Annotated in this window: 17 protein-coding genes; 8 read left to right on the top strand and 9 right to left on the bottom strand. The window is 68.2% G+C overall.

Annotation, left to right across the window (positions count from 1 at the left end; translation table 11 throughout):
* Window positions 1-212 precede the first annotated feature (212 nt).
* Complete coding sequence (locus BT183_RS14020; protein WP_177282545.1) at window positions 213-1400, top strand: glycosyltransferase; 1188 nt, start codon at window positions 213-215, stop codon at window positions 1398-1400.
* 9 nt (window positions 1401-1409) lie between these two features.
* On the opposite strand, the gene BT183_RS14025 is transcribed toward BT183_RS14020, so the two are convergent.
* From BT183_RS14025 to BT183_RS14055, 7 genes are all read right to left on the bottom strand, one after another.
* Window positions 1410-2456: a glycosyltransferase family 4 protein gene (locus BT183_RS14025; RefSeq protein ID WP_072344221.1), complete on the bottom strand. Its 1047-nt coding sequence runs from the start codon at window positions 2454-2456 to the stop codon at window positions 1410-1412.
* Window positions 2453-4060, bottom strand: coding sequence for an ABC transporter permease (locus tag BT183_RS14030; protein ID WP_084603540.1), 1608 nt, complete (start codon window positions 4058-4060; stop codon window positions 2453-2455). The genes BT183_RS14025 and BT183_RS14030 overlap by 4 nt, the downstream gene beginning before the upstream one ends.
* Window positions 4057-4860 carry an ABC transporter ATP-binding protein gene (locus tag BT183_RS14035; RefSeq protein ID WP_072344224.1) on the bottom strand — a complete coding sequence of 268 codons (804 nt, stop codon included), beginning with the start codon at window positions 4858-4860 and terminating at the stop codon, window positions 4057-4059. The genes BT183_RS14030 and BT183_RS14035 overlap by 4 nt, the downstream gene beginning before the upstream one ends.
* Window positions 4850-5848 carry an ABC transporter substrate-binding protein gene (locus BT183_RS14040; RefSeq protein ID WP_143145806.1) on the bottom strand — a complete coding sequence of 333 codons (999 nt, stop codon included), beginning with the start codon at window positions 5846-5848 and terminating at the stop codon, window positions 4850-4852. Before BT183_RS14040 ends, BT183_RS14035 begins: the two co-directional genes overlap by 11 nt.
* A 94-nt stretch (window positions 5849-5942) precedes the next feature.
* Window positions 5943-6896: a lysylphosphatidylglycerol synthase transmembrane domain-containing protein gene (locus tag BT183_RS14045; protein ID WP_210185474.1), complete on the bottom strand. Its 954-nt coding sequence runs from the start codon at window positions 6894-6896 to the stop codon at window positions 5943-5945.
* The gene (locus BT183_RS14050; protein WP_210185475.1) at window positions 6893-8530 is read right to left on the bottom strand and encodes a sulfatase-like hydrolase/transferase; all 1638 of its coding nucleotides are present in this window, start codon (window positions 8528-8530) and stop codon (window positions 6893-6895) included. The genes BT183_RS14045 and BT183_RS14050 overlap by 4 nt, the downstream gene beginning before the upstream one ends.
* A 10-nt stretch (window positions 8531-8540) precedes the next feature.
* Window positions 8541-9317 carry a CDP-alcohol phosphatidyltransferase family protein gene (locus BT183_RS14055; protein ID WP_084603541.1) on the bottom strand — a complete coding sequence of 259 codons (777 nt, stop codon included), beginning with the start codon at window positions 9315-9317 and terminating at the stop codon, window positions 8541-8543.
* 104 nt (window positions 9318-9421) lie between these two features.
* On the opposite strand from BT183_RS14055, the gene BT183_RS14060 reads away from it, so the two are divergent.
* Window positions 9422-9979 carry a cytochrome b gene (locus BT183_RS14060; protein WP_072344226.1) on the top strand — a complete coding sequence of 186 codons (558 nt, stop codon included), beginning with the start codon at window positions 9422-9424 and terminating at the stop codon, window positions 9977-9979.
* Window positions 9980-9982: 3 nt separating this feature from the next.
* Here the strand turns inward: BT183_RS14060 and BT183_RS14065 are convergent, their stop codons facing one another.
* Window positions 9983-10867 (bottom strand): sucrase ferredoxin, encoded by an 885-nt coding sequence (locus BT183_RS14065; protein ID WP_072344229.1) that lies wholly within the window; start codon window positions 10865-10867, stop codon window positions 9983-9985.
* A 14-nt stretch (window positions 10868-10881) separates the two neighbouring features.
* Window positions 10882-11784: an ABC transporter substrate-binding protein gene (locus tag BT183_RS14070; RefSeq protein ID WP_072344231.1), complete on the bottom strand. Its 903-nt coding sequence runs from the start codon at window positions 11782-11784 to the stop codon at window positions 10882-10884.
* Between the two features lie 152 nt (window positions 11785-11936).
* Here BT183_RS14070 and BT183_RS14075 point away from each other — a divergent pair, with 152 nt between their 5' ends.
* From BT183_RS14075 to BT183_RS14100, 6 genes are all read left to right on the top strand, one after another.
* Window positions 11937-12896 carry a FecCD family ABC transporter permease gene (locus tag BT183_RS14075; protein ID WP_244545336.1) on the top strand — a complete coding sequence of 320 codons (960 nt, stop codon included), beginning with the start codon at window positions 11937-11939 and terminating at the stop codon, window positions 12894-12896.
* A complete protein-coding gene (locus tag BT183_RS14080; RefSeq protein WP_084603542.1) occupies window positions 12893-13951 on the top strand; it encodes a FecCD family ABC transporter permease in 1059 nt (352 codons plus the stop codon). Before BT183_RS14075 ends, BT183_RS14080 begins: the two co-directional genes overlap by 4 nt.
* On the top strand, window positions 13944-14744 hold the full coding sequence (locus tag BT183_RS14085) for an ABC transporter ATP-binding protein (protein ID WP_084603543.1): 801 nt from the start codon (window positions 13944-13946) through the stop codon (window positions 14742-14744). Before BT183_RS14080 ends, BT183_RS14085 begins: the two co-directional genes overlap by 8 nt.
* A gap of 208 nt (window positions 14745-14952) precedes the next feature.
* Entirely contained in the window at window positions 14953-15594 is a 642-nt protein-coding gene (locus BT183_RS14090; RefSeq protein ID WP_143145807.1) for a hypothetical protein, read from the top strand.
* Window positions 15578-16009 carry a phage holin family protein gene (locus BT183_RS14095; protein WP_244545337.1) on the top strand — a complete coding sequence of 144 codons (432 nt, stop codon included), beginning with the start codon at window positions 15578-15580 and terminating at the stop codon, window positions 16007-16009. Before BT183_RS14090 ends, BT183_RS14095 begins: the two co-directional genes overlap by 17 nt.
* Window positions 16009-17118 (top strand): DUF3618 domain-containing protein, encoded by a 1110-nt coding sequence (locus BT183_RS14100; protein ID WP_072344240.1) that lies wholly within the window; start codon window positions 16009-16011, stop codon window positions 17116-17118. Before BT183_RS14095 ends, BT183_RS14100 begins: the two co-directional genes overlap by 1 nt.
* Window positions 17119-17130 lie beyond the last annotated feature (12 nt).

Raw genomic sequence — 17130 nt, forward strand, 5'->3', positions numbered from 1 at the left:
TAGCGGCCAACTGGTCTTGGCACACCGCACGGGAAGAGATTTGCCGTGCGAATGTCGACCGGGCGGCGGGAGATTGTTTTTTGTGCCTCGCCAATAGCGCAAAATCTGTTTTGCGCTGTTTCCGGGTCGTCCCCCAGCAGGCGGTTGCCCTTTGCTCGCGAAACGATCTAGTAGGGCCGTTGATGCAGGGTCGCACGGGACGGATGGACGCAATGGGCAGTGCGATCGCGAACCGGCCGCGCATCCTCGTCCTTGCCGACCAGTTCACGCCATCCCGGCTTGGCGGCGGGCCGGTCACGAGCCTCGTCAATCTCGTCGCCGCGCTGGGCGATGAATTCGCGTTCCATGTTGCAACGCTCGACCGCGATCTCGGCGAGCCAGCGCCGTATCCGGGCCTGCCGACCGACCAATGGCTCGATCGCGGCACGCATCGTGTGCTCTATCGGCCGGCCGCGCGGCTCTGGCGCATCGCGACGCCCGGCGACCCGCAGGCCATCGCGCCAGACCTTGTTTATCTCAACAGCGTCTTTTCCCCCGCCACGACGCTGCCTTATCTCCTGTGGCGACGCCTCAACCGCAAAGCGGCGCCGCCCGCGATCCTTGCGCCGCGCGGCGGGCTTGCCGATGCCGCCCTCGCCATCAAGGCGTGGAAAAAGCGTCCCGTCCTTGGCCTCATGCAGTCGCTCGGCGCCTATCAGGGTCTGCACTGGCAGGCCACCGCAGCAGGCGAGCGCGACCAGATCGTCCGGCATGCCGCCCCTCCGGAGGATGTCCTTCACCTTGCGCCCAACCTCGCCGCGTCCGCCCAGGTCGATGTCCTCCATCGTCAGCGCGCGGCCGGCGCGCCCCTGCGTATCGCGTTTCTGGGGCGGATCGTGCCGATGAAGAACCTCGACTACGCCCTGCGCCTCCTGGCGCAAGCGGCCGTATCTGCGACCTTCGATATCCATGGCCCGTCCGAAGACCGGGCCTATGAGGCGGAGTGCCGGCGGCTGGCCGAGACGCTTCCGCCGGAGGTCCGGGTTGGCTGGAAGGGGCCGGTCGTGCCGCAGGACGTGCCGCAGACGCTCCGCGACTATGATCTCCTGCTGTCTCCGTCGCGCGGGGAGAATTACGGCCATGTCATTGCCGAGGCGCTGTCGGTCGGCACCCCGGTGCTGATCTCGGACCAGACGCCATGGCGCGGCCTTGCATGGCGCGGCGCCGGCTTCGACCTGCCGCTAAATGCGCCGCAGGCCTTCGTTGAGGCCCTCAGGCACCTCGCATCCGAAGACGCCGAGGCATCGGCCCGCCGGAGACAGGCCGCCCATGCTTATTGGCAGGCCCGGTCCGGCCGCGACGATGCCATCGCAGCCCATCGGCGGATGTTCAACGCGGTGCTCCGCCTCCCCGCCCGATAATCGCCACGGTCAGACGCGGTCGAGCACCCGGCTCATCACCGCCGCCGTATCCTGCCAGCCCGGCAGAGCTTCCCCGGCGGCCGCAGAGGCTTGCGCCATCGCCGCTGCGCGCTGCGGATCGCAGAGAAGCGCGCGCAAGGCATCCGCAAAGGCTTCGTCATCATCGACCGGCACCAGCAACCCGGCCTCGGGCGCCACGGTTTCCGGCACCGCTCCGGTCGCGCAGGTGACGATGGGCAGCCCGTTGACCATGGCTTCGCCGAAGACGATGCCATAGCCTTCGTAGCGCGTCGCGAGCGCGAAGATGCTGGCGCGGCCATAGCAATCGGCGACTTCGGCATCGCTCAAAAAGCCGCGAAGATGCACGCGGCCGGCAAGTCCCAGTGCGCCGATCTGGTCCCTCAATTCGTCTTCCACCGCCTGCTCATGCGGTCCGCCCACGATCTCGGCCTGCCAGCCGAGGTCGGTTATTTGCGCCAGGGCCTTGACCAGCACATCGTGGCCCTTGCGCCGGGCCATCAGCCCCACCGACAAGATGAGCGGTGGATCGGCGGGCCGGCGCGGTGCGGCCGGTCGCGGGTCAAAGCCGGGCAGGGCGATGGAGATCTTCTGCTCGGGCACCGCGAACTGGCTCACGAGAATACGCGCCGTGTGCGGGCTGGGCACCACAACATGCCGCGCATGCTCGAGATTGGCCTTTTCGCGCCGCAGCAATTCGGCAGCCCAATCCGGCGCGAGGCCCGTCTCGAGTCCCAGCGGATGGTGCAGCATGGCGATGGTCGGGGCGCCGATGGTGCGATAGCCCTCAGGGTCGGCACTGCCGAACACCAGCCCATCGACGATCAGCGGACACTCGGCGGGCAAGGCGGCCATGGTGGCGATCGAGGCGGCCATCTCGGCCGGAGACGGATCGGGGAAGCTTGAGGGCAAAACGATATGCTCGACCCTGCGCCCTTCGGCACGCAAGCCTTCGAGCAGGCGGCGCTCATAGATATAGCCGCCGGTGCGGCGGTTGATGTCGCCGGGTATGGCGAAGGCGGCAGGTCTTGAGGTCATTTCACGAGCTGTTCGCTGGCAAACCGGGAGAGCACGAGATGTTCGAGCTGGCCGGCCAGCAGATAGAGCAGGCTGGCGGTCAGGGCCAGCAGCACGATGGCGCTCCACAGCATGCCATAGGCCGAAGTCGAGGCCGTCATGGCCATGAGACTGCCGATGCCGCCGCCGGTTGCGAGCCACTCGGCGGTGGTGGCGGCAAGAAAGGCGGCCGGGATGGCCATGCGCGCCGAGGCGAAAAAGGCCGGCAGCATGGCGGGAATCTGCGCGCCGGTCAGGCGCCGTAGCGGCGAGGCGGCATAGCTTTCAAACACGTCGATCACCTGGCCCGGCGTGCGCCGCAGCCCTTCGAGGCAGGCGACTAGGGTGGGAAAGAAGATCATCACCGCCACGATGGTTATGGTCCCCGCCGCGCCCCGGCCGAGCGCCAGCGTGATCAGGGGCGCCGTGGTGATGATGGGCACCGAGCGCAGGGCGATGGCGATGGGCAGCATCGTGGTCGAAAGCGCCGGCGCGATGACAATGGCGCAGGCCATCGCCGCCCCCAGCATCAGCCCCAGCAGATAGCCGGGCAGCGCGAGGCTGATTGTGGCGCCGAAGGCCGAGAGCAGCGTTGCCCTGTTGGCGGCGGCCTGCGCATCGGTGAAGAGAAAGGCGAAGACATCGCCCGGACGCTTGGCAAAGAAGCGGTTGAGCCCCAGCCCATCCATGCTGCCCTGCCAGAGCAGCACCACCACCCCGAGCGTCAGGAGGCCCATCGCGAGCGGCAGGGCGAGCCGCAGACCCAGCGGGCTGCGGCCCGAGGCGGGCGGCGGGGCCATCAGCAGGGCCGGCGGCACGCTGCCGAGCCTCCGGCCGATCCAGCCCAACGCGCCATAGGCGAGCATCGATACGGCAGCGGCGACGCTCGCGAGCGCCCAGGTCGCATCGACATCGAGCCCGCGCATGGCGCGGATGGCAAGCACGCCCATGCCGCGCTCGGCGCCGGTGAATTCGCCCACCATCGCGCCGAGGAACGCGGCCGGCGCGGCGATCTGCAATCCGGCGAGAAAATAGGGCAGGGTGGCAAAGATGCGGATGCGCAAGAGCTCGGTCATCCGGCCTCGGCCATAGGTGCGCACAAGGTCGAACCAGCTGGCCGGCGCCGCCCGCAGCCCCACCAGCAGGCAGAGATAGGTGGTGTAATAGACAGCAAGCGCGGCGAGCGTCACCTGCGGTCCGGTGCCCGTGCCATAGAGCACCCGCAGGATCGGGCCGGTCGCCACCAGCGGCAGGCAAAAGAAGATCAGCGCCAGTCCCGAAATCAGCGGCTGCAGTCGCGGCAGGAGCAGCGCGACGAGCGCCAGCCCGCAGGCGGCGAGATTGCCCCAGAGGAAACCCCAGGCAGCGGCTTCGAGCGTCACCAGCAGCGCGCGGGTCATGAGGCCCGCATTGCCCAGCAGATAGGCCAGGATGTCGATGGGGCCGGACAGGATGTAGCTGCCCGCCAGCAGCCGAGCCAGAAGCTCCCAGCCGATTACCATGCCGATGATGGCGAGGGGGCGCGAGAAATCTGGCCAGCGGGTCGGTGCGGCAGCGCGCGGCACGGCGAGGCCCGGGCTCGTCATTGCGCCGCGTCGGCCTGCCAGCCCTCCATCAGGGCGGCCGAGACCTGATCGGTGATCATGCGGAAGCGCGGGTGCTCGAGGCTGTCGCGGCTGCGCGGACGCGGCAGGGCGACGGGAATGTCGGCGACGACCCGACCGGGGCGGGCCGAGAACACCAGCACGCGGTCGGAGAGCAGCACGGCCTCGGTGATCGAATGGGTGACGAGGATTGTGGTGGTGCCCCGCTTTTCCCAGAGCCGCGGCAGGTCCTGGTTGAGCCGCAGGCGCGTCAGTTCATCGACGGCGCCAAAGGGCTCGTCGAGCAGCAGGAGGCCAGGCTCGGTCACGAGGCAGCGGGCGATGGCGGCGCGCTGCCGCATGCCGCCCGAAAGCTGCGACGGTCGGCTGTCCTCGAAACCGTCGAGCCCCACGAGGCTGATCAGCCGGTCCACGGCCTCGCCATCGCTGGGCATGCGCCCCAGTTGCAGCGCCAGCGCCACATTGCCCCGCACCGTGCGCCAGGGCAGCAGCGAGGCATCCTGGAAGGCCATGGCAAGGCCCGCCCGCTTCCTGACGGCAAGCGGGCTTTCGCCGCCGATCTCGACGCTGCCAGTGGTGGGCGATTCAAGTCCCGCTATGAGCCGCAGCAGCGTCGATTTCCCGCAGCCCGACGGGCCGACCAGCGCCGTCGTCCGGCCGGCCTCGAACACGAGGTCGGTCGTCGAAAGCGCCATCAGCGCGCCGCCGGCATCGCCATAGGTCTTGGCCAGGCCCTGGCAGCGCACCTCCGGAGGCGGCCTGTCGCGTGGCTCAGCCGCCATGGACGGCTTCGAGGATGGAGCGATCCCAGAGCTCGGGGGTGACCGTGCGGCCCAGAAGCGCGAGCGTCTCGATATTTTGGGCCACCGTTTCCTCGGTGAACCAGCCAAAGCCATTAGCGTCGGTGAGGTCCGAGAACATCAGCGGCACCTGCCGCTCGGCCTGCATCAGCTGGGTGGCGCGGTCGAGGCCCTGGTCGGGAAAAGCGGCGAGCGTCAGGTCGGTGGCCGCTGCGGTATCGGCCTTGTAGTCGTTCCAGCCCATTACCTCGCCCTTCATCAGCGCCACGATCTGGTCGCGGCGATTGGCGAGGCTGTCGTCGGTGGCGATATAGGTCTGGGAATGCACCGCATAGCCGTGGTCGGCCATCAGCATGGTGACGCTTTCGACGCCCTGGATGGCCATGGCGACGGGCAGGTCGGTCTCCCAGCAGAGTAGGCAATCGACCTGGTTGGCCAGAAGCGGAGCGGCGTCATACTGGGTCGGCACGATCTCGATCGCGTTGATGTCGACCCCGTTGATGGTGCAGAGCGCCTGCAGCACGGGCGTATTGGCCAGTGCCATGCCGATGCGCTTGCCCACGAGGTCGGCCGGGGTGTTGACCGGATTGGCGGGCAGCGAAGCGATGACGAAGGGGTTCTTCTGCATCGCCACGGCGATGATCTTGAACGGCGCGCCCTGCTCGACGGCGGCGGCGGTATAATCGGCGGCCGAGATGCCCACCAGCGCCTGCCCCGAAACCACCGGGGGCTCCACCGGAGCGTTCGGCCCGCCCGGATTGAGCGCAACCTCAAGCCCCAGATCGCGCCAATACCCCTTTTCGCGGGCGATATAGCTGCCGGCGAACTGAACCGAATGCAGCCAGGAGAGTTGCAGGGCCACCGGGGTCAGGGTCTGGGCGCGGAGCGCCGGCAGGCCGAGGGCCATCACGCCGAGGGCGCCGAGGCCCCCCGAAAGAAAGGTGCGGCGGGGCAGAAGCAGCGAGGTCATTTCTCTTTTCCTTTGACGCGAAGGCTGAGAGGGGCAGGGGGCAACAAGACGGGCGATGCACTACAACGCGAAACGTTGCATCCGGTGCCCCGGATTAGAGGATTTTTTTCAGTCTGATGACAAAGAGCGCGCCGGGCAGGCTTGCCACGAGGATCACGAGCCCGAAGACGAGACTTGCCGCGAGGCCGGCCGAGGCCGAGGCGCCCACCAGTGGAAACAGGGCGGCAGCCGCTCCCTCCCGAAACCCCCATCCGGCCACGCTTGCGGGAATGAGCATCGCCGACAGGATCAGCGGCACGAGGATCAGCACGCCCTCGAGCCCCAGCGTCGTGCCGGTGGCGAGCGCCGCAAACGAGAAGCTCGCAAGGTTGGTCGCGACGATGAGCAGGCTCAGACCCGCCTGCAACGGCAGCCGGGTGCCGGTAAAGAGCGCATCGCGCATCGCCTGCGGAAAGCTCGCGAGGAACCGCACCTTGCGCGCCGCGACCATCATCACGAGCCCGGCCACCACCACGACGAGCGCAAGGATCATGAGCGCACCCGCCGAGGGCAGGCCTGGAAGCGCCATGCCGCCCGGCATCATCGCGCCGATCACCAGCCCGGTGCCCAGCACCAGAAGCAGCGCCAGCTGGCCGGCCAGCCGCTCGATCATCACGCCCTGCGCCGCCCGCGCCAGCCCGCCCGAGGCCCGGGCGCGCACGGCCCGCGCCGCATCGCCCACCACGCCGCCGGGCAGTGTCTGGTTGACCAGCTGCGAGATGTAGTATTCGCGCACCGCATGGCTGAGCCGGATCGGCATGCCCAGCGCGTCGGCCACGAGCTTCCAGCGCAGCGCCGACAGCACGGTCTGCAGATTGACCAGCAGCAGCGCCGCCGCAAGCCACCCCCAGTCGATCGTCTGGAGGCGCGCCAGCGCCCGCGGCCCGTCGGCCAGTTTCCAGAGCAGCGCGAGGATCAGCACCGGCACGATGAGGCGCAGCCAGCGCATCAGCCGCAGCCGCCCGGGCCGGGGCGCCTCACGCTCGGCGAGAATTGCGGCTTCTGTCATCGGCTGCTTTCTGAAACTTGCGAGGAATAGGCCGAGATCAGCCGGTCACGAAAGGCCTCCATCGGCCATACGGGCGCGTCGGGTCCGGGGATCAGTCCCTCGGTCCAGCCCCAGTCCGCGATGGCTGCGAGCCGTTCGGGCGGTCCGATCATGTGGATGGGCACATCCCCGCCCGCAACGCCCGAGACCCAGGCAACCGGCGGATGATCGCCCAGGATGATGGTCACCCGGTCATCCTCGGCATGGCGGCGGACATAGTCGAGCACCGCCTCGAGCGCGTAGTCGATTGTCAGCCGGTATTGCTCGCGCACCCGGTCCTGGTCGCGCCAGACCACCGAGGGCGGGTCGCCCGAATTGGCCCATTGATTGAAGATCGTGCCATCCCCGATCTCGTCCCACGGCACCATCTGGGGCACCGGGGTCCAGGGCGCATGCGAGGAAATCAGCGCAATCTGGGTGAAGCGCCTCAGGTCCTCGCCCGCCGTCAGCCGGTCGAAGGCTTCGAGCGTGAACTGGTCGGGCATGGTGATCCAGTTGAAGGGATCGCCCTTGTAGCCCAGCGCCGCCGCCGGCATTTCCTGCTGGAAACCGAGAAGCCGCGCCTCGGGCCAGGGCAGGGTGATGGCGGGCATCACGGCAGCGGTGCGATAGCCGGCATCATTGGCGAGGTGAAAGAGCGTGTGGCGCGGGCTCGCCAGCATGGCCGAATAGCGCGCCTGATTGTCCACCCTCAGCCCCGAGGCGAGGGTTGCGTGCGCCAGCCAGCTCTGCCCGCCTGAAATCGGCGAGGTCAGCCAGCCCGTTCGCATGCCGAGCCCGGTTTCGGCGATGCCCGTCTCGAAGCGCTCGAGCGTGGCGCGATGGGTGGGGGCATAGAGCGGATTGTCGATGCTGGCGCGCCCATAGCTCTCGACGAAGATGACCAGCACGTCGGCGCCCTCGAGCCGGTCGAAGAGCCCCGCCGTCTGGGGGAAGGGATCGGCATCGGCCGCCTTGCGGAAATCCTCGAGGTCGGCGAGCAGGGCCCTGTAGATTTCGATGCGCTCGATGCCGACCCGCGCGGTGAAGGCAGCCCCGGGCGGGGAAAATGGCAGTGTCCAGGCGCGACGGGCCTGCCCGATCTCGGCGATCGCAAGCCCGGAGGCGAGGACGACGCCAATCACCGCTACGCCCCGCACCGCGGGCGGCGTCACCACCCGCGACCAGCGCCCGGTCGCCCACCAGAGCAGCCAGGCGAGCACGAAGGGCGTTATCGCCGCCGCAATGCCGATGGCGGTCGCCTGCACCTGCCCGATGGTGCCCGAGAGCAGCCTCAGCCCGGCTTCGACCAGATGAATGTCGATGAGCGGGTTGAATGGGCGGTTGAAGGCGATGAACATGCCGTAATCGGCCACCTTCAGCACGGCGATGACGACCAGAACCACCACCAGCACGGCGCGCACTGCCCGCACCAGCCAGCCGGTGCCGGCCAGCGCGATCATGGTGAGGAGGATCACAGGGAGTTCGAGCGGAAAGAGCCGCAGCGCGCCCCAGGTCATCGCATCGGGATGATTGGGCTGGATCAGCACCAGATCGATGATGAGCGCCGAAACCAGCAGCGCCGGCAGGCGGGCGAGGAGGCCGCGAACTGTCACTGCCAAGGCTCTAGCGCACCCGGTTGCGGGCGAGCCACACCACGTCGACCGCGAACGACCACACCAGCAGGGCGCTCGTTGCCGCCGCCAGCCACCAGGCGAAAGGCGGCGTGATGAAGGGCGCGAGAAGCGCGATCAGCGTTGCGATCTGGATGACGCAGATAGCCTTGCGGCTGAAGCGCTCGGGCAGGTCGGCATTGAGCCAGGGCAGCGCCATGCCGGCAAGCACGAAGAGATAGCGCATCACGCCCAGCACCAGCACCCAGAGCCCGGCCTTGCCCGATTGCAGCACGAGCAGCGTGAGGATGAGCGCGAGAATGGAATCCATCTCGACGTCGAAGCGCGCGCCAAAGCGCGACACGAGCCCGCTGCGCCGGGCGAGAAACCCATCCACCCCATCGAGCGAGAGGGCAAAGATCGCCAGCCCCAGCAGCGACCAGCCCACCACCGCATCGGTCGCAAGCAGCCCGGGCACGGCGAGCGGCGCGGTGAAGGCCGCGATCAGCCCCGAGCGGAACTGGGTGACGAGATTGCACAGCCCCAGCCGCTCATGCGGATAGAGGCGGCGCAACAGATGGGCGGCAAAGGCCTGGAGCGCGATGAATGTGGCGACGCCCAGCGCCATGCCGGCCGGGCGCCCGTCGGCGAGCCAGGCCGAAACCGGGAGCACCACGACGAGGTTGAGCGCCGCGCCCAGCACGAAGCGGGGCAACACGCGGTCGCCCGGATAGGAGACCGGAGACGGCGGCAAGCGGCCGGCGGTTGAAAGCAGTGAAGGTTCGCCCATGACATCCACGTGACGGAGCTTGGTTCATACTGTCAAGCGCTTGGCCGGCGTTGTACGGTGATCTCGGCATCTGGGCCGATCACTTTCGCTGGATGGGGGCAAGGATGGTTGAGGCGGGACGGGTTTTCGGGGCGGGGCGCTATTCGGGCCCGGCGCAGGCGATGCACTGGCTGACGGTGCTGTTGGTCTTTTCCACCATCCCCGTGGCCATGATCATGCTGCAGCCGGGCATTCCCCGGTCCTTGCAGGATCCGCTCTTCACCTATCACAAGAATATCGGGGTGGTGATCCTGGCGCTCATTCTCGTGCGCCTCATCTATCGCCTGCTGCGCCCCGCGCCGCCGCTGCCCGCCTCCGTGCCGCCGCTCCAGCGCCGCATCGCGCATGCGACGCACTGGCTGCTGTATGGGCTCATCATCGTCATGGCGGTCTCGGGCTATGTCCGCGTGGTCGCCGGCGGCTTTCCCCTCGAAGTCTGGGATGCCCTGGGGGTCCCGCGGCTCGTCGCGCCCGACGGGGCGCTGGCCGAGCGGGCCAAGGCTATCCATGCCGTCGTGCGCATTCCGCTCGTGCTCCTGATCGCCATCCATGTCGGGGCGGCGCTTTACCATGCGCTCATCAAGCGCGACGGGGTGTTTTCGCGCATGTTGCCGGCGCGCTGAACCTCAGGAGACGCTGAGGCTCGTCACCTGCCAGCGCTCCGTCATCAGCGGCTTGTCTGCCTTGAGGGCGGAGCAGGTGCCGAATACGGGCTGCATGTCGGCCGTCACCGCGATGGTGAGCCGCGCCTTCCCGCAGGCAACGTCATAGATCGCGCTGCCGGCCGTTTCCGATACGGCCTCGAGCGACAATTGCGTCGTGTCCTCTCCGGCTTCGCCCGCCCAGCGCCGTGCGGCGATCTCGGCGACCTGCCGGCTCGGGCTCTGGTCGGCATGGCCGCGAAATGCCGGGAGATAGGGTTCGCCCCGGCCGAGCGTCGAAAGGAAATCCGTCACCGCTTCCGGGCCCAGCCGCCCGTAGCGGTGCAGATGCGGAAAGACCATCAGCGAGGCGGCAAACCGGCAGCCGCCGAGATGGCTCGCCTGCAACAGCAGGTGCCGCGCCGGGTCGCATTGGACCAGCAATTGCCGGAAAGTTTCCTGCCCGAAGCGGGCGCAGCAGGCATCGCGGCGCGAATCGGTGCAGCAGAGGATGATGGTGCGGTCTTCGCGCCGCCCGTCGATGCTGCCGCCTTGCGCGTAGTGGTCGATGGCGCGGGCCAGCCCGGCCTGGTCGTCGAACTCCGCCGCGATGCCGTCGCGCGGCGAAAACAGCGCCGGCAGCGTCGCACCCGCATCGGGATGGTCGACGAGCACGAGATGCACCCGCGCCGAGATCGCCCTCTCGATGGCCGCACCCAGCACCGGGCTCACCCCCACCGATGCGCTGCGCGGCATGCGCCAGTGCCGGCGCGGCCAGGACAAGAGCAGGATACGCTCGTAAATGGCGCCCGTGCCGGCGAGGGGCTCGCCGGCAGCAATGCTTTCGGTGCGACAGAAAGCATGGGCCACGGTGAGGGTCCGGCCTACTCGACGCCGTAGATGCGGGCGATGTCGTCGAGCAGCAGATTGGCGGCCAGAACCCCGCCGGCGGTGTTCCAGATAACGTCGTCCACCGCGTTGACCTTGCCGGCCTTGACGGCCGAAAGCCCCAGCCAGATCGGGTCGTTGAGATAGTCCTCAGCCGCCGCGAGCCCCGCGCCGTCGCCGGTGTCGTAGGTGAAGTGGATGATGCGGTCGCCATCCATGTCGGGAATGCTCTCCTTGCCGACGCGCAGGGCGAATTCCTCGACATTCTGGTTGGCCGGCCGGTCGAAGCCGAGCTGCTTGAGCATCACGCCCGAAAAGGAATCGAGCTGGTAGATGCGGGTCTGTCCGGCAAGGAAGCGGATCACCGAGACCTTTTCCTTGAGAGTGTCGCCGAGCTTGGCCGAGAGGTCAGCCACGCGCGCATCGAAATCGGCCATCACCGTTTCGGCCTCGGCCGTCTTGCCCACCGCCTCGGCATAAAGCGCGAGGTTGATCTTCCAGTCGCCGCGCAATTCCTGCGACAGCACGGTGGGGGCGATGTCCGAAAGCTGCGGATAGATCTGCTCGTGGCGCTGCTTGTTGCCGATGATCAGGTCGGGCTCGAGGGCGGCCACGAGTTCGAGATTGATGCCGCTTTCGGTGCCGAGGTCCTCGACGCCCGTCATCGCCTCGGTGATGTGGGCATACCAGGGATTGCCGAGCCAGCTGCGGGCGGCCCCGACCGGGGTCAAGCCCAGCGCGAGCAGCGCTTCGGTGCCTTCATTGGTCAGAACCACGACGCGCTGCGGCGCATCGGGCACCGTGGTCGTGCCCATCGCATGGGTCACGTCGCGCGCAAGCGCGGGGCTGGCGGCCATCACCACGACGGCCAGCGCAGACAGCAAATGCTTCAAGGACATGAGGTCCTGCCTCCTTCCCGACCGGCAAAGGCGGGTTGCCAGCCGCGCTCGGGCGTGGCAGATATCGCGGCAATAATCTGATAGGTCAACTCATAAAATCTGTGTCAGGATTTCCCTCCAGATCGTCGCGCCTGCTGCTCCCGGCTCTCGCCGTGCTCTCCCTGGGCATGGTGCTGTCGCTCCATCTCGGGGTGCGGCAGAACAGCCCGGCCGAGGTCTGGGCGGCCCTGTTCGGGGGTGGGGATGACACGGCGTCCCTCGTGATCGCGACGCTGCGCGTGCCGCGCACCCTGATCGCGCCAGTGGTCGGGGCAGGGCTCGGGCTCGCCGGCCTCCTGCTGCAATCGGTGTCGCGCAATCCGCTCGCCTCGCCCGATCTTCTCGGCATCAATGCCGGCGCGGCGCTGGCGGTGGTCATCGCGGTCGCGGTCTTCGATGTGGCCGGGCTCCTGCCGCTCGCCGCCATCGCCGCGCTGGGCGCGCTCGGCACCACCGCGCTGGTCTTTGCCCTCGCGCTTGCCGCGGGCGGGGCGATGTCGAGCGTCAACACGCTGCTGGCCGGGGTGACGCTGGCGGGTTTCTTTGCCGCCGGCACGCAGATCGTGCTCGTGGTCGACGAGACGGCGATGGAAACGCTGATCTTCTGGCTCTCGGGCGGGTTCGTCGATCGCAGCCTGTCGCTGCTCTGGCTGGCCGCGCCGGTCACGGCCCTCGCCTTTCTCATCGCGCTCATCAATGCCCGCGCGCTCGATGTGCTGGCCGCCGACGACCAGAGCGCCGCCGCGCTCGGTGTGCCCGTCGGCGCGCTGCGCGCATTGATGCTGGGCCTTGCCGCGCTTCTCGCCGCAGCAGCGGTGACCACGGCGGGGCCTGTGAGCTTCGTGGGGCTCGTCGCGCCCCATATCGCGCGACGCCTCGCGGGGGCGGGCCACGCCGTGCTCGTGCCGCTCTCCGCGATCATCGGGGCGGCGCTGGCGATTTATGCCGATATCGCAGCCCGCTTCGTCATTCACCCCTCCGAGGCGCCCGTGGGTGCCGTGCTGGCCTTTGTAGGGGTGCCGGTTCTCGTCATCCTCCTTCAGGCCGGCACGTTGCGGCAGGTGCGGGCATGAGCGCGCCGACACTCCCCATCGCCAGTGGCATCGGGCTTTCGCGCACGCCCCTGCGCCTGCCGCTCGTCTGGATCGTCGCGCTCGGGCTTCTGGCCACCGTCCTCGTGCTTGGGGTCGGGCTCGGCAGTTCGGGGCTCACCCCCGATCGCGCCCTCGCCGTGCTTTTGGGCGGGGGCGAGCGCACCGAGCAGATCATCGTGCTCAAGCTCCGCCTGCCGCGCGTGCTTCTTGCCATGGAAGCCGGCGCCGCCCTCGCGCTCGCCGGCGCGTTGCTCCAGACCGCGACGCGCAATCCGCTCGCCTCGCCCTCCATTCTCGGCATCGTCAATGGCGCTGCGCTCGGCGTCGTCGCCTTCCTGTGGATCTTTTCCGATGAGGCCAATGCCCTCACCGTCTCGATCCACTGGCAGCCGCTCGCCGCCACTCTCGGGGCCCTCGCCTTTGCCGGCCTCGTCACGCTGCTCGCCTGGCGCGACGGGCTCGGGCCCACCCGCATGGTGGTCTATGGCATCGCCCTCGGCGCGCTGGCGAGCGCGCTTGTCACCGTCCTGATGATCGTCGGGCCGATCTACCGCGCCAATCAGGCGCTGACCTGGCTTGCCGGCTCGGTGCAGGCGGCGCACTGGAACGATGTCACCATTGTCGGGGTGCTGCTTGCCATGCTGGTGCCCATCATCGCGCTGATGCCGCGCGCCATGGACCAGCTGGTCCTCGATGACCAGTCGGCCGCTGCCAGTGGATTGGCCGTCACCCCCACCTTCCTCGCGCTGATGGGGCTTTCCGTACTGCTCACCGCAACGGCTGTGTCCTTCGTCGGCGGCGTCGCGTTTGTGGGGCTCCTCGCACCCCATGCGGCGCGGCTCATCGTGGGCCGTCGCGCCCTGCCGATGCTGGTGCTCAGCGCCATCATCGGGGCGATGATCGTCGCCGGCGCCGACCTCTTCGGGCGGCTCGCCTTTTCCCCGCTTGAAGTGCCGTCGGGCGCCATTACCGCCATTCTGGGCGCGCCCTATTTCATCTGGCTCCTGATCGCACGGGGCCGCACCCATGCCTGAGACGCAAGCGGCTGCCGCCATCTCCTATCGCCGCGCCGGGCTCGCTTATGGTCCGGTGACGGTCTTTGCCGATCTCGAGCTCGATCTCGCCGCCGGCCGCGTCACGGTCTTTTGCGGCCCTAATGGCTGCGGCAAATCCACCGCGCTCAAGGCGCTGCGCCGGCTCGTGCGCACCCGCACCGGCGATATCTTCCTCAATGGCAGCTCCGTCTCGGTACAGGGCAACAAGGCGCTGGCCCGCCAGATGGCGATGCTCACCCAGTCGCCTTCGGCGCCCGAGGATCTCCTCGTCGAGCAACTGGTCGTCCTCGGACGCTACGCCCATCGCAGCCGCTTCGGAGGCCTCTCCCCGGCCGACCGGCAGGCGGTGGATGCCGCCATCGATGCCTGCGAACTCCGCGACCTGCTCGATCGCCGGCTCGGCGCGCTTTCGGGCGGGCAGATGCAGCGCGCCTGGCTCGCCACCGTGCTGGCCCAGGATGCGCCGATCCTCCTGCTCGACGAGCCCACCAACCATCTCGACATCCGCCACCAGATCGAAACGCTCGAACTCGTGCGCCGCCTCAACCGCGACAAGGGCCGCACCGTTGTGCTGGTGCTGCACGATCTCAATCTTGCATCGCGCTATGCCGACGAGATGGTGATGTTCTCTGGCGGCCGCGTCCATGCCAAGGGCCCGCCGTCCGAGGTGATGACCGAAACCAATATCGGGGCGGTGTTCGGCATCGGCTGCAAGGTTCTGACCGATCCCGAGCTCGGCCGGCCCTTCTGCATCCCCTATCCGAAAGTCTGATCGGAACGAACCACGGCGCGGCTGGTTGATTGACGCGGCTCGACGGGGCCGGGCGATTTGTGCCCGGGCCCGGCTTTGGTGTGTCCGCCCCAACTAAACCTCTGAAATTCAAGGCGAAATTGCGGAACTTGTGGGGTTGCGCGGCATTTTGAGCCTGAGAGCGCGACGACCTCGAGGGGATCGTCGCGCAAGATCAGAGGAGATGACCATGCAGCCGAACGATCCCCTGAACGGGATTGCCGGTCGGCCCGAGGCCGCAATGGCGGACACGGCCGGCGAAGCCAAGCGCGATTTCAAGGCGGCCACCGAGACGGCGCGTCACGATCTCGACGCGATCAAGGACAAGGCCGCCGAAGACGTGCGCGCCATCCGCCACGAAGCCGAGGCCCGCATCGGCGATGCGACCGAAAAGGCCAAGGGCTTCGCCGAGGACCAGAAGGGTCTCGCCGCCGGCCAGATCGAGGGCGTCGCCCAGGCCCTGTCGCGGGTCGCCGATGAACTCGAAGGCGACGACAAGGGCGCCATCGCCCGCTATGCCCGCGATATCGCCGGCGGCGCCGAGCGCCTGTCGAGCAATCTGCGCGACAAGGATGTCGACCAGCTGATGACGATGGCGCAGGATTTCGGCCGCCGCCAGCCCGTCGCCTTCCTTGGCGCCGCAGCGCTGATCGGCTTTGCCGCCAGCCGCTTCGCCCTGGCCTCTGCCCATCGCGCCGCGCCCGAACCCAAGCCGGCCGCAACGGCCGCCTCGGCTCGCCAGAGTTGGCGCGATGAGGATGCCCTTACCCCCAGCGAAGACCGGTTCCAGTCCGGCACACAGGGAGGCAGCGACAATGTCTATGGCCGGTGATCCGCGTACCGATAGCGGGCGCAGCCTGCCCGAATTGCTGGGCAGCCTCGTTTCCGACCTGCCGAGCCTCTTCCGCAAGGAGATCCAGCTCGCAAAGGCCGAAGCCGGCGAAAAGCTCCAGAAGAGCATCGTGGGCATCGAGATGGCGCTTGGCGGCGCCGTTCTCGGCATCGCCGCCCTCGTGGTTCTGCTCGGCGCCGTCGTCAGCATGCTGACGGGCATTCTCGTCTCCCAGGGCATCGCCGAACACACCGCCGGCGCCATCTCGGCGCTGATCGTGGGCGTGATCGTCGCGGTCATCGCCTGGGGCATGGCCCAGAAAGGTCTCTCGCACCTCAAGGCCGATAATTTCAAGCTTGAACGCACCGCCGCCTCGCTGGGGCGCGATGCCGACGTCGTCAAGGAGAGGCTCTGATGGCCACGAACGAAAACGGCAAGACCGCAGCCGAAATCGAGCGGGAGATCGACAGCCAGCGCGCGCGGGTGGAAAACACCATCGACGAGCTGCAGCAGCGCCTGTCCCCGGGCCAGCTCGTTGACGAGCTTCTGGCCTATACCAAGGGCGGCGGCGGCGAGTTCGTCTCGGGTCTGCAAAAGACCATCACCGCCAACCCGCTCCCGGTGGCCCTGCTCGGGGTGTCGCTGGCCTGGCTGATGGCCAAGCCCAATGGCACCGTGCCGGCAACCGATTATCGCGGCACCGACCAGCGCTGGGATGACAGCATCAATACCCGCCGCGGCTACGGCTCGGCCAACTATGGCTCGGCCGGCTATGATACGGCCGACGAGATCGATTATCCGCTGGCCACCATCAGCGGTTCGAGCCTCACCCGCGTCGGTCACATGGCCGATGACCGGGGCCGCCATTACAGCGAATTTTCCGACGATTCGGGCAAGCGCTGGCGGGCTCTCGCCGACAAGACCGGCAACCGCGCCGGGCATTTCATGGATGATGCGGGCAACCGCTTCAAGGGCTTCACCGATGCCACCGGCCAGCAGGTCAAGCATTTCCGCGACGAGGCCGGCAATCTCTTCGAGGAGGCCAGCGGCTGGGCTTCGCATACCTATGAGGATGCCCGCGCCGCACTCCACGATGCCCGCGACCGCGTGAAGGAGCAGGCCGATCGCCTCGGCGAGCGCGCCCAGGATGCGGGCGACCAGCTGCGCCAGCAGGCCGACCGGCTCAACCGCACCATCCTCTCGCAGTTCCGCGACCAGCCGCTGGTCGGCGGGGCCCTGGCTTTCGCCGTGGGTGCGGCACTGGGTGCCGCCCTGCCGCATACCAAGCAGGAAGACAAGGTGCTGGGCGAGGCCGCCGATGCGGTCAAGGCCAAGGCCGTCGAGGAGGCGCACTCGCTCTATCAGGATGGCAAGGCCAAGGCCGAGACGCTTTATGCCGAAGCCGGCGAGAAGCTTGCCGAGCTTCATGACGAGGTGAAGTCCGGCATCCAGCAGTCGGCGCAGGCCGATGAGAAGCCGTCCACCGGCTACTCGAACACCGGTTCGGGTATCGACCGCAACTGACCAGACGGGGCG

This window comes from Devosia enhydra, from assembly GCF_900119845.1.
Lineage (GTDB): Bacteria > Pseudomonadota > Alphaproteobacteria > Rhizobiales > Devosiaceae > FPKU01.

What these genes read in the sequence shown, in the direction of transcription:
- BT183_RS14085 (WP_084603543.1), top strand. Translation starts at nt 13,944, where the DNA reads ATGCCTGAGACGCAAGCGGCTGCCGCCATCTCCTATCGCCGCGCCGGG.
- BT183_RS14090 (WP_143145807.1), top strand. Translation starts at nt 14,953, where the DNA reads ATGCAGCCGAACGATCCCCTGAACGGGATTGCCGGTCGGCCCGAGGCC.
- BT183_RS14070 (WP_072344231.1), bottom strand. Translation starts at nt 11,784, where the DNA reads ATGTCCTTGAAGCATTTGCTGTCTGCGCTGGCCGTCGTGGTGATGGCC.
- BT183_RS14055 (WP_084603541.1), bottom strand. Translation starts at nt 9,317, where the DNA reads ATGGGCGAACCTTCACTGCTTTCAACCGCCGGCCGCTTGCCGCCGTCT.
- BT183_RS14035 (WP_072344224.1), bottom strand. Translation starts at nt 4,860, where the DNA reads ATGGCGGCTGAGCCACGCGACAGGCCGCCTCCGGAGGTGCGCTGCCAG.
- BT183_RS14030 (WP_084603540.1), bottom strand. Translation starts at nt 4,060, where the DNA reads ATGACGAGCCCGGGCCTCGCCGTGCCGCGCGCTGCCGCACCGACCCGC.
- BT183_RS14095 (WP_244545337.1), top strand. Translation starts at nt 15,578, where the DNA reads ATGTCTATGGCCGGTGATCCGCGTACCGATAGCGGGCGCAGCCTGCCC.
- BT183_RS14025 (WP_072344221.1), bottom strand. Translation starts at nt 2,456, where the DNA reads ATGACCTCAAGACCTGCCGCCTTCGCCATACCCGGCGACATCAACCGC.
- BT183_RS14040 (WP_143145806.1), bottom strand. Translation starts at nt 5,848, where the DNA reads ATGACCTCGCTGCTTCTGCCCCGCCGCACCTTTCTTTCGGGGGGCCTC.
- BT183_RS14080 (WP_084603542.1), top strand. Translation starts at nt 12,893, where the DNA reads ATGAGCGCGCCGACACTCCCCATCGCCAGTGGCATCGGGCTTTCGCGC.
- BT183_RS14020 (WP_177282545.1), top strand. Translation starts at nt 213, where the DNA reads ATGGGCAGTGCGATCGCGAACCGGCCGCGCATCCTCGTCCTTGCCGAC.
- BT183_RS14100 (WP_072344240.1), top strand. Translation starts at nt 16,009, where the DNA reads ATGGCCACGAACGAAAACGGCAAGACCGCAGCCGAAATCGAGCGGGAG.
- BT183_RS14060 (WP_072344226.1), top strand. Translation starts at nt 9,422, where the DNA reads ATGGTTGAGGCGGGACGGGTTTTCGGGGCGGGGCGCTATTCGGGCCCG.
- BT183_RS14045 (WP_210185474.1), bottom strand. Translation starts at nt 6,896, where the DNA reads ATGACAGAAGCCGCAATTCTCGCCGAGCGTGAGGCGCCCCGGCCCGGG.